This is a genomic window from Maribacter sp. MJ134, assembly GCF_003970695.1.
GTDB lineage: Bacteria > Bacteroidota > Bacteroidia > Flavobacteriales > Flavobacteriaceae > Maribacter.
Window position 1 is genome coordinate 3,262,006 of sequence record NZ_CP034570.1, and the last position, 16,140, is coordinate 3,278,145.

Below are 16,140 nucleotides of genomic sequence, written 5' to 3' on the forward strand. Positions count from 1 at the left end.
TTTTATTGCTGATACTTTTAGGGAATACTCTTCGAACATTTAAGAGTCGGGTACTACTGCTCATTTTGTTGAGCCCGATAAAGAGGCAAGCATTCCAAATAAACAGTGAGAGGACAATCATCAGGCTAAAAGAAAAGATGATGACCAATAACGAGGCTACGACAGACACAATCAAAAGGGCAAAGAGCGATATGGGCAGACCCCATATCAATGCTCCTTTGCGAATATTCCGGTAAACCTCATATGTTTTCATAGTCTTTTTAAATCAAATCCCGCGATGCGGGTCATTACATTACACGACTATTGAAATGAGGTAGGTAAAAATGCCGACCACGGCACCTGCTATAAGTACAAATACAAGTACCCTGGTAATACCTTTTTTGAGGTCCGCGTTCTCCCCAAAGAAGTGACCCGCATTAAATAGGAAACCAATTAGAAAGATGACCCCAAGGATAATGGGAAAGATGGCACGGATAGTATCCGATACATCGTTTACGGAATCCTCGATTCCACCGACCTGTGCGTAACTGGCAAGGCTCATTAAAAGCATTGCCAGCGTTAGACTTTTAGCTTTTCTCATAACTGATAATTTTAAGGTCGAAACGATTCCGGCCTGTGATTAATTATTATGAAATGTAGAAGTGGAATGAACTTTTTGCCGAAGGATTCCTAAAAATTAACTAGGAATAGCGTTAATTTTTGATGGAAGTTTATGGTTTTGGAAGATTCGTTGAATATTGCTCAATGAAGAATCTGAAAATCATGAATCGATGAAGGCAAGAATAGTCGTTCTTATTTGTGGATTGATGCTAAGCAACAACAAAACTATAGGGCAAACCATACAAACAGGGCGCAAAGTTGTTGTTCTTGATGCCGGGCATGGGGGAAGCGATTCAGGTACTGTTTCCGAAGGTGGGCTTCAGGAAAAGGATGTTGTTCTAGACATTGTCCGGTATATGATAGCTTGGAACAAAAGTTTATTGGAATCCAAATATGACATCTATTTGACAAGGAGAAAGGATACCTTGATTTCATTGACTGATAGAACCAAGCTCGTCAAACATCTAAAACCTGATGTTTTCATTTCGCTGCATTGTAATCATTTAAATGATACTAACATACAAGGTGCAGAAATCTATACCTATGATAGTAATGAATTATCTCTGTTGTATGCGAAAATAATTTTGAATGAGCTAAATCAGGACCTTGGTTTTAAGACTAGAAAACCTAAACAGGGCAATTTTCAGGTTTTAAGGGAAACAAAAGAGCACTGTCCTGCGCTTCTATTAGAGCTTGGGTATTTGTCCAATTCAAGTGAGTCCTACTATTTAAATGACAGCCAAAACAGGAAGGCATTGGCTTTATCCATATTAATGTCCATTTAAATAAGAGTTATGAGAGAACTATGGTTTGAAGCTATAGGTAATATCAAAAGTATTGTGGTCTTAGTCTATAAGGAGGTATCTGAAGTTATTCGAAATTGTAATTAGTAAATCATTTTCAATTTAGAAGTCGTCAAAACGTAAATAAATGATATGATTTTGACGACTTACTTTAAATAAAAAATCCTTATTTGTTTAGTGAAATTATAAAATATTTATGCACTAAGTTTAGCCGCAGAGGTTGATCGGTTCAAATTGAGAGATACCCATAATAAAGGATGTTCGCTCGCCGAATCTCTTTCCTGTTGAATTGATTCATAGGTTTCCCAAATCGGTCTTTTTGTAGGCCACATGGCTTTACGGTTCATTCCGCTCCCGCTTACTTTCGAAAATAGTCCAGGCGATGCAAGTAAATAGTCATGCTGTTCAACATTTACCCCTTTTCGATATGCACCCATTCTATAGTATCCGGTATCCATTCCGGTATCCAGTTCGGCCTCAAAATTTGATAATTCTGAAATGTTTATCATATCCGTATTAAAAATTGGAGAAATAGACTTAGAGTACCTTGGTGCATTTAAGGTTCCTAGAACCATAATATAATCGTTTCCTTCTAGTCGTAATTTTTCATATTCCTCCGAAACCAGTTTTGCTTGTCGGGTTCTTTTCTCAATATTTTCTTTTACTGAATCAGATGAGAGTTGAACACATAGAATATAAATGAATTGACCTTTAGGCGTTTCCACTTTATAGGATTGAAGGTCATTTGTGAAAAGGAAACTTCCATCAATGTCCCTTTCACTAGAGAACGATTGTATAGCTCTGATTCGATAACCATCCTTTAGCATAATACCCATACCTAAACCATTTCCACCATTTCCATCAAGATGTATTATTTCTCTATAACCTAGTTCTAGTTTCTCCTTATAGATTAACTCGTTCAGTTTGATAAGAGACGCTCTACTTTCAACCTCTTGTAGCAAAAGAACTTCGGGATTATTGTCTGAAATGACCTTGATTTTATTGGCCAAAGCTTTGAGTGGAATAGGAACAGTGCATGTGTTTTCCTTCGCCTGCCAATCATCACTAATTATACCGGTCTTAGAAACGGATTCAGATTTGTTAAAGAAATCAGACTCTATGGTTTTAGTGCTTCCTCGTGCTAAATTGTGAAGTCTCATTAAGTAAGCTAATTCGCGCATTCTTAAAAAGTCCTGATCTTTTCGGTATTGTTTCCCAAGCAAGCTTTCAAATTCGTCTTTCCAACGCTCGAATTTTTGTTCGTATTCCATATTGACCAAGTCAATATGCCGATAGAAAATGTTTTGGATATTATATGTTGCTATTTTCATGCCGCTCTTTTTTTAAAGTCTACTTCATTGTTCTCTAGGATTTCATTGATTTTTTCTTCATCATAGAAAATTATCCCTCCTAGCTTTGTAAAGGGAATAGTGCCATTGATTCTGAAATTTTGCAGTGTTCCGGGGCTGATGTCGAGTTTCTGCATGACTTCATTGGATTTTATCCATTTGTCAATAGTGACCTTTTCATATTTTATAAGAAGTTGCTTGAATTCTACTAAAAGCTCTTCTTTGAACAGATTTAAATCTTCCGAAGTAATTATGTTTGTTGGCATAGTGTTAATTTTAGAGGATATTACATATCAATTTAAATACTTTGGTTTCAATACAAATTTGGTTGATACTGATGGAATAATTTCACAAGTTTCACCCAAGTTGGGTGAAATTTTAACATTTTAAATTAATATAAACACCGTCAAGAAAGAATTGAATGGGGTTTCGATATTTCAACAAAATAAAATAAAACAAAAATCTATTAGAAGTTTTGAATTAGTGTATTACACCGAGGATTTGTGCGAAAAATAGCAGTATTCTTGTAGGTCTGCTATTTTGATATATATTTAGAAAGCTAATTCCAACCATTAACCAATGTTAAGAAAGTCTTTTCCAAATTTTAGACAGTTGGATTCTATGGACTGTGGGCCTACCTGTCTTAAAATTATTGCTAAATATTATGGAAAAGAGGTTTCCTTAGAATCTTTAAGAAGACATTCTCATATTGATAGAGAGGGAGTTTCACTTGCAGGAATTAAAGAGGCGGCCCAAACAATTGGATTCGAAACTTTTTCATTTTTTGTCTCCTGGAAGGATTTGGAAACTAAGGTTAACCTGCCATGTATAGTCCACTGGGAGGGCAATCACTTTCTTACTGTATATAAAATTGGTAGGTCTAAAGTATACGTATCCGACCCGGCCAGAGGTAAATATGATTTAAACTTTCTAGAGTTTAAGAAAAAATGGAATAGCGAGGGCGAAAAAGGGGTAGTTATGACTTTAGAGCCAACACATGATTTTCTTAATAAGAATGTAGGTAAAAAGGGTAAATATTTACTGCAAATAATAAGGCATTTTCTCAATTTTGAAGGTCTTTTAAGTCAATTAATATTAGGTTTATTAGTATCCTCAATTATTCAACTTGCTTTGCCATTTTTTACCCAAAGTATTGTTGATTATGGCATCGAGTATGAGGATTTGGGATTCATTCAAATTCTTTTAATTTGTCAAGTTTTTCTGATATTAATTCAAGGCTTAATTGAGATTTTTAGGGATTGGATTCTTCTCCATATTTCGATGCGTGTCAATATTAGAATGATGTCCGATTACCTTACAAAACTTATACTCTTGCCAGTTTCTTTTTTTACAAGAAGAGGTGTTGGTGATTTAGTTAAAAGAATTAATGATAATGAGAGAATAGAAGAATTTTTAACCAATGGGTCTTTAACTTTTTTATTTGACATACTCAACGTATTTCTTTTCGGTTTAGTTCTTATTTTCTACAGCAAATTAATATTTGGAGTATTCTTCTTTGGTTCTCTTGTATATGTGTTGTGGTCGTTGTCATTTATGAAAAAGAAGGCTCTTTTAGATGAAGACTATTTTAAAGCCAGTGCTAAGAACCAATCAAAAATTTTGGAACTAATTTATGGAATAGAAGATATAAAAGTCAATGGGTCACAAGAAAGAAGAAAAAAAGAATGGTATGAAACACAATTGAAGTTATTTAAGGTAACGTCCTCGAATCTACGAATAAGCCATATGCAGATGAATGGCGCACAAATTTTAAATGAATTAAAGAACATTGTAATTGTATTTGTATCTGCATATTCAGTAATTGAGGGTACTTTTAGTTTAGGAGTAATGCTAGCCATTCAATTTATAATAGGACAACTAAATGTGCCATTGAATAATATGATGAGTTTTTTATTGGATTACCAAAAAGCTGAACTATCTGCAAGTAGATTATATGAGGTATACCAAGAGAAACCTGAAGAATTTTACAAGGAAAATGATTTAAAAGCAGACCATGATTCTATTATCTTTAGAAATGTTTCCTTTAGGTATGGACCACCCGGAACACCTTATGCTTTAAAAAATGTTTCCCTATCAATACCAAGAGGTAAGGTGACGGCGATTGTAGGGCATAGCGGTTCTGGGAAATCTACCTTATTTAGGCTTTTATTGAACTTTTATCCCCCAACTGAGGGCAGTATATATGTAGGTAATCATAGTTTAAATGATTTAAGCATAAAAAAATGGCGTCAACTTTGCGGCGTTGTCTTACAGGAAGGAAGGCTTTTTGACGATACCATCGAAAGAAATATTACCGAATCAAAATCAGAACAACCAACAAACTTAAAAGAATTAAAAAAAGCTATTAAATATTCCATGCTCGAAGATTTTGTTGAAAATCTTCCATACAAACTTAGAACCAAAGTTGGTAATAATGGGATTCGTTTGAGCGGTGGCGAAAAGCAAAGAATTTTAATAGCAAGGTCAATATATAAGAATCCAAATTATTTTTTTTTAGATGAACCAACCAGTTCTTTGGATTCAATTAATGAAACGAATATTCTCAAAAATTTAGAGTCTTTTTATAAAAACAAGACTGTGGTCATAATTGCACATAGGTTATCTACAATTAGAAATGCAGACAATATTATAGTTTTAGATAGCGGAAAATTAGTCGAAGAAGGAAATCATAAATCGCTGATTAAGAACAAGTCAGTATATTGGGAATTAGTACAAAATCAAATGGATTATTTTGAAAATATCTAACTACAAAAATTTTGAAGATTCTTTTTTAAGTCGTCCTCCCGGTTGGATGTTAAGGTGGGGGACATTGTTTACGTTTCTTTTTTTCTTTCTGATTTTTGTCTTTGCCGGAATCTTCAGATATAATGAAATTTTAGATGCAGAAATTCTTGTAACCAGTGAGAACCCTCCAATTGATTTGTTTAGCAGAAAAAGTGGAAGATTAGTATATAAGAATTTTGAATCGGGAAAGAATGTACATGAAAACGAAATTCTTGCAGTAATAGAAAATTCGTCAAATTATCAGGATATCTTCTACTTAAAAGAAAAATTACAAAACGATATAGTATTGTTCAGTACTGTAGAAAAATTGTTTCAGGAATTCCCAAGTAATCTTGAATTGGAGACAGATATACACTATTCTTATCAAAGTTTTTTAAAAGCGTTTGAAGAATATTTATTGTTTTTAAACCTTAAAGAAGACAGCCTTACAAGTGATAATTTAAAGTCTAGAATTCTTAAATTGAAAAAACAACTAGAGATAAAACAGGGACGTTCAGTTTCGGCTAGTCGAAATTATTGGTTGTCAAATGAAAAGTATAAAAGACAACTCGGACTTTTTAAAAAGGGAGTTATTTCCAAACAAGAATTGGATGAATTTGAACAGCAGTTAATTATCTCTAAAAATGATGTAAGTCAAATTGAAGAACAGATAGAAGTATTGAAAGCGGATACACTTAGTCTAAAAAATCTCAGTCAAGAATCATTAAATAAAAATTATTCAAATAGTTCTAGCCTTAATTCTGAACTACAACTAACAAGACAAGAATTAAAGAGCAAAATAGAGCAATGGGAGAATATTTACACACTTAAGACTCCTGTTTCTGGAAAAGTAACGGTTTTTGATATTTGGAAAAATCACCAAAATGTTAATGAAGGAGAGCACATAATAACTATAGTACCGGAGAGTGGAAATTTGCTTATAGGAAAATGTAAAGTTCCAGTTATGAATTCCGCAAAACTTAGACTAGGTCAAAAAGTTATTATAAAACTAGATAATTATCCATTCCACGAATGGGGACATTTATGGGGGACTGTAAATGCCATTTCGGAAACTCCTAAAAAGGGAGAAGAGGTTTATTATTCCGTTTATGTTTCCATTCCAGATTTGACCACATCCTTTGGAAAGGAAATAGAATTTAGACAGGAAATGTTAGGCCAAGCAAAAATAATTCTTGAGGAAGTATCACTTTTAAGGAGAATATTTTACGGAGCTAGAAATATTTGGGAAAATATTCAGCAATAGTTTTTTGTTAAAAAATCATCGATGAAATATAAAAGAGTGTTGATTGTTTTACTTGTTGTTTTGAACAATTCTTTTCTATACTCAAAACAGGACTCTGTTTCTCTTGATATGAATTCAAGTTATGATTCTCTTAGAGATTTAGAAGATAAGTTGTTTTCAAATAATGATTTTGATTCAATTAGAAACGTGCTAAATGTTCATTTAAAAAAAGCTAAATCTGAAAATAATTTAGAGGAGTTATCATGGGCGTATTACTATTTTATGTTCTTCGAAGAGGATGAGAAAGCGATTATATACGCCGATTCAGCAATAACAATTTCAGAAAAGGAAATTAATTATTTATTGCCTGGCACTGCTTATTATATGAAAGGCTTAATTTATTACGAAAATGGGAAGATAGATTCTAGTCTTTCCAATTTAATAAAGTCATATGATTTATCCAAAATAACTAAAAATTATGAGCAAACAGTTGATTGCCTGAATGGTATAGCATCAATAAAAGTTAGTTATGGCGAAGAAAAACAGGCATTAAAACTACATAAAGAAGCACTTATCTATTTGGCAAATAATAATAAAAGTATAAGAAGTGCAGACTATACAAGATTGGTCACAATGGAAAATCTAGCAAAAGGATATTTGGAGATTGGATATTTAGACTCTGCAAGGACTACCACAAAAGATGCAATCATATTGGCAGAAAAAATAAATGAAAAGGAACTTTTAAATAGCCTAAGCATTTTTAGAGCTCAAATAAATTACTATGATAATAAATTTTTAGTCGCTAGAGACACTCTGCAAAAATATGTTGAAACAATGCCCGAAATGTCCAAGGCTGATATATACTATTATTTGGGAAATATTGAGGAAAAATTACAAAACCAAACAGGTAAGCTTGCCTATTTTAAAAAAATAGATTCAATTATTGGAAGCGAATTAAAAAGCTTGGATAATGTAAAGGATATATATCAAACATTACTATCGGATGCTATAAATCAAAATGATAAAGAAAGAGAACTAGAATATTTAAAAAAACTGATTCATTACGATAGTATCCAATTTAATAGGTATAAAAATGTCAGAAATATCGGTAAATCACAATTTGATTTACCGAAACTCCAAAACCTTAAATCCGAATTGGAAGTTAAAATAAACCGTGAAAAGCTCCTCAAAAAATGGCTTATCCTTCTTTTAGCAGCTTTCTTAGTGCTTATCTCACTTCTTATTTATAGAAATAGAATTATTGAAATTAGATTAAAATCTGTATTATCAAAAAGAATAGTACCGAAAATATCGAATAACATAATTCGAAACGATTTAGATTTAGATGAACATATTTATTATAATATAACTACTGGTCTGGAGCAATGGGAAGAGAAAAAGGGCTTTTTGGATAAGGAAATGACTTTGCAAAAGCTTTCGAAAATACTTGATACTAACAGTACTTATCTAAGTAGGATCGTAAATGTAACTAAGGAACAAAATTTTTCGAGTTATCTCAAAGATTTAAGAATTACGTACGCTATAAATTTTTTAAAGGAGAATCCTGAATTCATAGGCACTAAATCAAATATCGTTCTTGCAGAATATTTTGGATTTAATTCTTTAGATGTTTTTACGCGGGCATTAAAAGAAAAAATTGGTTTGACTCCTTATATGTTTCTAAAAGGAATAAAATCTCGCAATTTATAAATTGCAGAATCTAAATGAATCAAATTTTAATTCAAATCATTAAATTACTGACAATATTAAAAACCTTGAATTATGAAACAAATGAAAACACATTTTGAAAATTCTGAAATTACGAATTTATCAATGATTAAAGGAGGTGGGGATGGTGGCCCAATTGATCCTAAGAAAATGCCTAAAAGGCCTCCCAGTCCTGTACCACCTAGAAAAAAGAAATAGTCCACTTAATGGTATATTAATTAGCCCTATCAATTTGATAGGGTTTCTTATATTTGAAGTATGAAACACCCCTATTTCTCTCTGTTAATAATAGTCTTTCTTTACAACTGTGAAAAACAAAAAACCTTTGACTATCCAGAGACAAACAACATTGTTGAAAGCATCACAAATTTTGATATAACTTACACTAATAACTTTTCAAATCTTGAAAACTTCAAAAGTGAAGAATCTAAGAATTGGTTTACAATTCAGGATTCGATTGCTGAACAATATTTTCTTAATAACCCTAAATATGGAGAATTAAAAGAACACCACGAGTCCCTATATTATAGAGAATATGATTACGCATATGATCTTAAATATGATGAAAATAGTAACGTTTATTTTCTAACCTATATATATGAAGGAGATAATCCCATATTAAATTTAATTAAAAAATCCACCTTAACAAATACTGAAAAAAGCATATACAAATCTATTAATTACAAGGATGGAACATATGATATAGAATATTATAAACCATCTTACGATGGGTCAAAATTGGCCCTGGCTTTTGGCAAAGAAGACGTCTTTTTTAATGAAATCGTTATTTTGGATACCTCTACTGGTAAAATTGTTGGTAACCCCATCCTTAATACAAAACCGAATAAGGCAGGTGGTATAATCTGGTCTCCAGACAATGAGTCCATACTTTTTATCAAATATCCAGATTTGAACAATGAGAATAGCGATAGAAATAGCTATACAGCATATGTAAACACTAATTCTAATGAACACAAAACTATTCCAATTTTTAAGAATAAATCAAATAATTTAAATTTCAGTGAGGAATATTATCCGGTTCCTGTTTTTAGATCCGAACAGAGTAATTATTTGTTTACCTATATTGGTAATGCTTCAAATCACTGGGATTGTTATTACATAACTGCAGATGATTTTTTTAGTAATAATTTAAATTGGAAATTATTATTTCAAGAGCAAGACCAAGTATTATATGATTATGGAATAGAAAAAGACCACAAGTATTATTATAAAAGAATAAATAATAATGTCCTTGAATTGTGCTACACAAACCTAAAGAACCCCGACTTTAAGAATCCTATTGTTATATATAAAAGTTCAGGAGGCGAGCAACTACAAAACTTTAAGGTAACATCAGGCGGTATATATTTTTCTGTATCCAATAATGGTGTATCTGAAAAATTATATAAAGCCAATGATGACGGTTTCAAAAAGAAGATTCCTCTTCCTAAAGTGACTGGAGAAATTTCTTTTGATTTCAGATCACCCTACCAAAGTGATTTATGGGTAAATCTATCTTCTTGGTCTGCTAACCCTTTTAGATACAAGGTACAGGAAGACACTTTGATTTTAGATAAGCTAGGGATGCTCGCTGAATATCCAGAGTTTGACAATATTGTTACTGAGATTATTGAGGTAGAATCACATGATGGAGAGTTAGTTCCTTTAAGTATTATAAAAAATAAGGATTTCAAAAAAACTAATAATACCAAAGCAATTATTACAGCTTATGGGGCATATGGGTTTCTGGAAAAACCTTGGTTTCATCCATCTATTGCGGACTTTGTAAAATCTGGAAACATATATGTTACCGCACATGTACGGGGTGGGGGTGAAAAAGGACCTGATTGGCACGAACAAGGAATGAAATCTTTGAAGGAAAATTCATGGAAAGACTTAATCAATTGTAGCGAATTTTTATTGCAAAATAGTTTTGTAGATAAGGGTAATCTGGCTCTAAACGTCAATAGTGCAGGTGGTATTGCAGGTGCAATGGCAGTTAATAGTAGACCGGACCTATACAAAGTATTTACAGGATTTTTACCGTCATTGAATCCAATAAGAATCGAGTCAATGAAAGATTTTGATGATTCTGATAATATATTTGAGTTTGGAACTGTGAAAGAGGAGCAGAGTTACAAAGATTTATTGAAAATGGATCCTGTTGTAAATTTTTCTTCAGGAATTAAATATCCTAGCACATATATCATTATTGGTTTTAATGATTATTTAGTACCTCCATCAGATGGCGGGAAACTTATTGCTCTCTTACAATCTTCAACTGAAAATCATGAAAAACCTTATTTGCTTGATGTTAAGATTAATGCAGAACATGACATTGACTGGTTAGAAGATTATTCAAGAATGCTGTTTTTTACTATTAACGAACTTGACAGAGAATATTAGACTTCTAGAGAATCCATCGAATTTAAAATAGCACTTTCCAATTCGTTCAAGAACTTCGCTTTGCTCTTTTTTCTTGACCTAATTTCATTATAAATTCTATAAACATCACCAACTTTAATATTAAAGGTGGATTGTAAGGCTTGAGTAATTTGTTTAATCCCAATATTGCCATTGTTTATTACCCTTGCACTGTGCAAAGCATATATTAGCTCTACCAAAGAGGTTTTAGAAGACGTCCATTTTATATTTTTATTTGAATTCGTCAAAACCTTTCTAGAAAATTTCTGCTCATTTTGTAAAAAAGAGAGTATTTTTTTATTAGCCATAATCTTTGCTAACAGCCTGTCCTTAGGTGTATTAAAATTAGGATCTAATATTTCAAGTTCTTGATTCTTACATATTAAATAATCAAGATGGCCTCGAGTAAAATAAAATTCGTCTAAATAATTTCTTCCGGTCTCTACATATTGAATAAACTCAAAATGTTTTAGAAAGAATTTATTAATAACACCAATTTTTTCATTTAAAAAGTTATGCTTGTAATCATCGGTCAATAATGAAAGCTTAGAATTTATTTCGTAAACTTCAGAATAATAAAGTAGTGAAGTAAGTACTACCTGTTTATCATTCTTAAAAAACTTTATTTCCTCCTCAATAGAGTCAAAGCCGGAAGCGATAATCTCTGTTTTCTTTTCTGAAAGAAACTTACTCGAAAGCCTTACAACTTGTTCACATGTATTTTGTATATCTAGGTGCCGTTCTTCAATATTCAAGACTTGCTTCTCAAATTTTTCTATAGAATTTATTCTCTTCTTCATATCCAAGTATATTAAAAGAGGAAAGCTCACTTTGGGAAACCAACACTATAAATGTCAAAAAAAACTATAAAATATAAAAAGATGATTTTCAGTGTTTTATAAATAGAATGATTTTTTGGAATTATTTACAACCTAGATTTCTGCGGAAAGCCTTTTGTTAAACATAATTCCAAATCAATTCAAACATTGGTAAATAAAAGTCACTATTTATAAATGACGATTGCAATTTATAAATAGCGTTTTTTTTTGATAGAATACTAAATAAGTAATGAGCATTTTCGTAATCGAACTTAAATATTCTCAGCTTATTTATGTCTATTTCCATCAAAAATCTAGAGCGCCTACAACAACTTCACCTACTTATTGAAGATGAGCAAACAGGCTCCCCTAAGGAACTTGCGAGAAGAATGTACATAAGTGAAAGGTTGGTTTATAATTTGATAGATCGTTTAAAGGATTATAAGGCGAGCATATGTTACGACAGAAGTCGAAAAACTTATTATTACTACGATGATTTTCGGTTTACCGTGAATATATCTGTATTAATAGTCAGCAAGAATGAAACCACTGAAATTTTTGACGGAAGTTATTTAAAGTAAATTTTTTTGTCAGAATTCATATATGTTTTTGGGTATATTTTTTTGATAAAACTACAAATGAAGCTCTCGTAAAGAATGATTTTTTGGCACATTTTATCTTGTAGATTTTCATGGATAGATTTAACAAAAAGCTCTACTGCAAGGTTAGTGCAGTGAGAGATAATATGTTTGCGAATATAAAATAGATTACCGTTAGAGATAACGATACAAATCGTAAAAGGAAATTATTGGAATAGTGTAAACGTAAAATTATGAAAAAAGAGAATGAAGTATTAAAAAATTTTCAAATAGAGGAGCTTGAAAAAAGATTTGAAATGGGCTGGGGACGTAGGCTTGAGTTACTTCTAGAAGATGCATGCGAGTGTGAACTTCCAGATCAAAAATAAGTTTTTGAATACGATGGGCAGTCAGATTAATCTGAATCAAAGTTGCTACAATTAGTGAATTTCTAACTGTAAACTGTGATAATATATCTTTTGTTTTTGCCTAAAATGGAATTTTTCTGATTTAAGGAATCATTAAAAACGTCAATAAGTGGTTGTCCAAACTGATAAAATTAAGACGACTAAATTTTAAATTCTTTGTAAAATTTTAAATTTATGATAGATATAAATTCGTTAGTAAAAGAAGATAGCTCACCGGTTTTTTATCAAAACTACCCGCGATTATTCGCTAAGTATTTTACAGACATTAACCCGGAAGTAATAAATCAATTATCGAAAGCTGGTTATTTTTATTACCATTCCACATTATTGACCGACTCCTTAATCGATGATAAAGAGTTTGCCAATTTTCCAATGATAACTCTTTTGCAAGAAGAAACGATTAAAATGCTGACTTCGGTTTATGGGAAGGACTCGGATTTTTGGAAATATTGGAATCAAAGAAGACAAGAGTATTTCACAGCAGTAAAAATTGAGAAAAAACTTGATTACGATTCAAATATAAGCTTGACCGAATATGAGGATTTAGCTGATAAAAAAGCGGCTTTCGGTAAGGTGGCTATCGATTGTTTATATCTGCTTTCGAATAAAGCAGATGATGAACTATATCGGCTTTTGTTAAAATCACATTACTATTTTTCAGTTGGGTTTCAATTATATGACGATGTTAAGGATTTTAAGGAAGATTTTGAAAAAGGACAATTCAATTGGGCACTTTATCAACAGAGGAATGAGAATTACCATGACAAATACAAGGGCGACATTAGAACCCTGAACAAGCTACTTTTTATTAACGGTATGGGACCAAAAATCATGACTCAATCAATATCATACTTTAAAAAAGCTATTAAAATCATAGAAGATTTAAAAGGAGATAGTGAATGGAAAGAAGTGATTTTTGAAATGAAACAGACCATTGAAAGTTATCTTGATATTACCGTGGGTTATATTAAAACGATTGAGAGAAGAATAGAAATAAAGGATAACAAATATGGATTATACAACTTCTTTAACTACGATAATGTTCAAAACAAAATGGTAAAGAATGCTCTTCATTATTTGAAAGACTGTTATTTGAAAAATTATTCTGATTTAAAGCATATCATGTATTTAAGTAATCAAGAAGGCTTTGAGAATTATGACCAGGTACACGTCTCAGACGTTTTTCAGAGAGCTATGTTAAATGATTGTTTGATGGATGTTTGTAAGGAGTATAAGGTTAATGTTGCTGACTTTTTCGATTTTGAATGTGACTATTTAATTGGGCAACGAAATCCAGATGCTATAGGAGCTTGGTCCTATTTCCCCAAGGTAAAAGAAATTGCTGCTGATATTGATGACCTTGGGCAAATAATGCAACTATTTATCAAGTCAGGTAATAGAAAGCATATAGCAAATTACTGCCAAAATGCAATCGATTTAACCTTATCTGATAGGGTAACGGAATCGGGTGGTATTGAAACTTGGATTGTGCCAAAACAAAATAGAAATGTTTTACAAGAGAAACAAGAAAATTTCAACTCTACAAAATGGGGAAAAGGTCCAGACGTAGAAGTGGTCGCAAATTTTGTTTACGCGCTTTCCATCTATGATTCAACTCAATATGAATCAACAATTAAAAATGCAATATCGTTCATTTTAGAAAATCAAAATCATTTAGGATTTTGGGAAAGTAGATGGTACTATGGTAACTTTTATGGTACCTATGTATGTCTGAGATTGCTGAATGAATATGATGAGCAACATTCGATTTATATTCAAAAAGGATTGGAATATATTTTAGAGGAACAAAATCTGGATGGGGGTTTTTCTATGTTAGATAGCGGTAAGTCAGATGCCCTTACAACTGCTTTCGCCCTACTGTCTCTAAAGTTATTTTTTAGTAAAGACCACAAATCTGTTGTAAGGGCAATTGATTATCTCAAAACAAATCAACACCCTAGTGGTTATTGGGAAGCTATTAATTTCATAAAACCCAAAGCCCAAGAGCCTTATAAAAGTAAAACGATAACGACAGCATTTGTCATTAAAGCATTATGTAATGTCAACTAATTATAGTGATTTAATACCCGTGCTTTCAGATGATGTAGAATATAACAGACTCACAGAAAACGAATTTATTTTAAGCAATAGGACACACCGACACTATTTAAAAATAAATAATAAAGTGTACAATTTATTATGCCAGGTAGATGGTAAAAAGACCTTAAATGAACTTTCACAATCTTTTTTTGATTCCTTTGGAGAAAAAATAAATGTAGTTACAATTCACGACTTACTCTACGAAAAACTTTCTATGTATGGTATTTTGGAAGGTATGACTGAAAAAATCAAAGGGTATGAAAAACCATCCTATTTGAATTTAAGTTTTATCATTTTCCCAGAAAAGATCGTTCATAAGCTTACAAGTAAACTGCACTTCTTATTCGAAAGAAAATATGTGATTTTAATTCTTTGTCTATCGACAGCAATCATATCATCATTGTTGTTTTTTAATTATAGCCTTTTTGAGTCATTTAATCTTCAGAATAGCATGATTTATTTTTTTTCTGTAATGGCCTCAAGTGTCACGTTTCACGAGTTAGGACATGCTACTGCGGCCAGTTATTACGGTGCTAAACATGGCGGTATCGGTGGAGGATTTTATTTGTTTACTCCTGTCTATTATGCAGATGTCACCGATATTTGGCGATTAAGCAAAAGACAGCGTATTATCGTGAACATATCGGGCATGTATTTTGAACTTGTTTTTTGTTCTATTTTATGTCTAATAGCTTTTTTATTGGGAAACAACATATTATTACTTGTCGCAATTACGGTTTGTTTATACACTTTATTTAATCTCAACCCTTTTTTGAGGAGTGACGGCTATTGGGTGTTGTCTGACTTAACGAATAAGCCGAATCTGTTCTTTCATTCAGCTAATAAAGTAAAGGATATTTTTAAATTCATTTTTCTTAGAAAACGTATTCAATGGAAGGTCAAAGATGTATTTCTCTTTGCCTATGGCTCTGTGAGTTTCGTTTTTATAGGCCTATTTCTATATTATGTCTTAATTGAAAACCCTAATTCCTTGCTTGATTTTCCCAAAAATGCCTATAACTTTTTAAGGAGTCTTTTTGATCCTAGTTCTGAATTTTCATTGATCAAATACGGAGAATTAATCGTCCCTCTAATGTTCTACTCGCTTATCATAAAGCTCTGTTTTGGTTCTATTCGGAAGCAAATTGCAAAAATGAAACTATTATCCTAATCAGTAAAGACTACAATTTCTAAATTACTTATATAAAAATTGTAACTGCAAGGATTATGCAGTGGCTGCAGTTACATTTACGTTAGTAATTAAGTACAATAAAAGAAATATTTA

At 31.8% G+C, this 16,140-nt stretch carries 14 protein-coding genes; 10 read left to right on the top strand and 4 right to left on the bottom strand.

Translation table 11 applies throughout. The features are described from left to right. Positions 1 to 292 precede the first annotated feature (292 nt). Positions 293 to 580, bottom strand: a complete 288-nt coding sequence (locus EJ994_RS14125) for a hypothetical protein (RefSeq protein ID WP_126593071.1) — start codon at positions 578 to 580, stop codon at positions 293 to 295. Positions 581 to 770: 190 nt separating this feature from the next. On the opposite strand from EJ994_RS14125, the gene EJ994_RS14130 reads away from it, so the two are divergent. Next, positions 771 to 1,385: an N-acetylmuramoyl-L-alanine amidase gene (locus tag EJ994_RS14130; protein ID WP_126593072.1), complete on the top strand. Its 615-nt coding sequence runs from the start codon at positions 771 to 773 to the stop codon at positions 1,383 to 1,385. A 212-nt stretch (positions 1,386 to 1,597) separates the two neighbouring features. On the opposite strand, the gene EJ994_RS14135 is transcribed toward EJ994_RS14130, so the two are convergent. Together EJ994_RS14135 and EJ994_RS14140 are read right to left on the bottom strand one after the other, a co-directional pair. After that, complete coding sequence (locus EJ994_RS14135) at positions 1,598 to 2,734, bottom strand: hypothetical protein (protein WP_126593073.1); 1,137 nt, start codon at positions 2,732 to 2,734, stop codon at positions 1,598 to 1,600. After that, positions 2,731 to 3,018, bottom strand: coding sequence for a helix-turn-helix domain-containing protein (locus tag EJ994_RS14140; protein WP_126593074.1), 288 nt, complete (start codon positions 3,016 to 3,018; stop codon positions 2,731 to 2,733). The genes EJ994_RS14135 and EJ994_RS14140 overlap by 4 nt, the downstream gene beginning before the upstream one ends. 313 nt (positions 3,019 to 3,331) lie before the next feature. Here EJ994_RS14140 and EJ994_RS14145 point away from each other — a divergent pair, with 313 nt between their 5' ends. The 5 genes from EJ994_RS14145 to EJ994_RS14160 all read left to right on the top strand — a co-directional run bounded on the left by EJ994_RS14145 (position 3,332) and on the right by EJ994_RS14160 (position 10,913). Next, on the top strand, positions 3,332 to 5,518 hold the full coding sequence (locus tag EJ994_RS14145) for a peptidase domain-containing ABC transporter (RefSeq protein ID WP_126593075.1): 2,187 nt from the start codon (positions 3,332 to 3,334) through the stop codon (positions 5,516 to 5,518). Continuing rightward, positions 5,505 to 6,800, top strand: coding sequence for an HlyD family secretion protein (locus tag EJ994_RS14150; RefSeq protein ID WP_126593076.1), 1,296 nt, complete (start codon positions 5,505 to 5,507; stop codon positions 6,798 to 6,800). The genes EJ994_RS14145 and EJ994_RS14150 overlap by 14 nt, the downstream gene beginning before the upstream one ends. A 21-nt stretch (positions 6,801 to 6,821) precedes the next feature. Then, positions 6,822 to 8,489, top strand: coding sequence for a hypothetical protein (locus EJ994_RS14155; RefSeq protein WP_126593077.1), 1,668 nt, complete (start codon positions 6,822 to 6,824; stop codon positions 8,487 to 8,489). 72 nt (positions 8,490 to 8,561) lie between these two features. Then, a complete protein-coding gene (locus tag EJ994_RS17465) occupies positions 8,562 to 8,705 on the top strand; it encodes a hypothetical protein (RefSeq protein ID WP_164721474.1) in 144 nt (47 codons plus the stop codon). 60 nt (positions 8,706 to 8,765) lie between these two features. Continuing rightward, entirely contained in the window at positions 8,766 to 10,913 is a 2,148-nt protein-coding gene (locus EJ994_RS14160) for a prolyl oligopeptidase family serine peptidase (RefSeq protein ID WP_126593078.1), read from the top strand. Here EJ994_RS14160 and EJ994_RS14165 read toward each other — a convergent pair. Beyond that, complete coding sequence (locus tag EJ994_RS14165; RefSeq protein ID WP_126593079.1) at positions 10,910 to 11,731, bottom strand: RteC domain-containing protein; 822 nt, start codon at positions 11,729 to 11,731, stop codon at positions 10,910 to 10,912. The genes EJ994_RS14160 and EJ994_RS14165 overlap by 4 nt on opposite strands. A 311-nt stretch (positions 11,732 to 12,042) precedes the next feature. Here EJ994_RS14165 and EJ994_RS14170 point away from each other — a divergent pair, with 311 nt between their 5' ends. The 4 genes from EJ994_RS14170 to EJ994_RS14180 all read left to right on the top strand — a co-directional run bounded on the left by EJ994_RS14170 (position 12,043) and on the right by EJ994_RS14180 (position 16,026). Further along, a complete protein-coding gene (locus tag EJ994_RS14170) occupies positions 12,043 to 12,330 on the top strand; it encodes an HTH domain-containing protein (RefSeq protein ID WP_126593080.1) in 288 nt (95 codons plus the stop codon). Between the two features lie 251 nt (positions 12,331 to 12,581). Continuing rightward, entirely contained in the window at positions 12,582 to 12,716 is a 135-nt protein-coding gene (locus tag EJ994_RS17735) for a hypothetical protein (protein WP_262707415.1), read from the top strand. 213 nt (positions 12,717 to 12,929) lie between these two features. Beyond that, positions 12,930 to 14,825 (top strand): prenyltransferase/squalene oxidase repeat-containing protein, encoded by a 1,896-nt coding sequence (locus EJ994_RS14175; protein WP_126593081.1) that lies wholly within the window; start codon positions 12,930 to 12,932, stop codon positions 14,823 to 14,825. Then, complete coding sequence (locus EJ994_RS14180; protein WP_126593082.1) at positions 14,815 to 16,026, top strand: peptidase, M50 family protein; 1,212 nt, start codon at positions 14,815 to 14,817, stop codon at positions 16,024 to 16,026. Before EJ994_RS14175 ends, EJ994_RS14180 begins: the two co-directional genes overlap by 11 nt. Positions 16,027 to 16,140 lie beyond the last annotated feature (114 nt).

Bases quoted from the DNA above. Each gene is read 5' to 3' on its own strand.
- EJ994_RS17465 (WP_164721474.1), top strand. From the start codon at position 8,562: ATGAAACAAATGAAAACACATTTTGAAAATTCTGAAATTACGAATTTA.
- EJ994_RS14145 (WP_126593075.1), top strand. From the start codon at position 3,332: ATGTTAAGAAAGTCTTTTCCAAATTTTAGACAGTTGGATTCTATGGAC.
- EJ994_RS14140 (WP_126593074.1), bottom strand. From the start codon at position 3,018: ATGCCAACAAACATAATTACTTCGGAAGATTTAAATCTGTTCAAAGAA.
- EJ994_RS14160 (WP_126593078.1), top strand. From the start codon at position 8,766: ATGAAACACCCCTATTTCTCTCTGTTAATAATAGTCTTTCTTTACAAC.
- EJ994_RS14165 (WP_126593079.1), bottom strand. From the start codon at position 11,731: ATGAAGAAGAGAATAAATTCTATAGAAAAATTTGAGAAGCAAGTCTTG.
- EJ994_RS17735 (WP_262707415.1), top strand. From the start codon at position 12,582: ATGAAAAAAGAGAATGAAGTATTAAAAAATTTTCAAATAGAGGAGCTT.
- EJ994_RS14170 (WP_126593080.1), top strand. From the start codon at position 12,043: ATGTCTATTTCCATCAAAAATCTAGAGCGCCTACAACAACTTCACCTA.
- EJ994_RS14135 (WP_126593073.1), bottom strand. From the start codon at position 2,734: ATGAAAATAGCAACATATAATATCCAAAACATTTTCTATCGGCATATT.
- EJ994_RS14175 (WP_126593081.1), top strand. From the start codon at position 12,930: ATGATAGATATAAATTCGTTAGTAAAAGAAGATAGCTCACCGGTTTTT.
- EJ994_RS14125 (WP_126593071.1), bottom strand. From the start codon at position 580: ATGAGAAAAGCTAAAAGTCTAACGCTGGCAATGCTTTTAATGAGCCTT.
- EJ994_RS14155 (WP_126593077.1), top strand. From the start codon at position 6,822: ATGAAATATAAAAGAGTGTTGATTGTTTTACTTGTTGTTTTGAACAAT.
- EJ994_RS14180 (WP_126593082.1), top strand. From the start codon at position 14,815: ATGTCAACTAATTATAGTGATTTAATACCCGTGCTTTCAGATGATGTA.
- EJ994_RS14130 (WP_126593072.1), top strand. From the start codon at position 771: ATGAAGGCAAGAATAGTCGTTCTTATTTGTGGATTGATGCTAAGCAAC.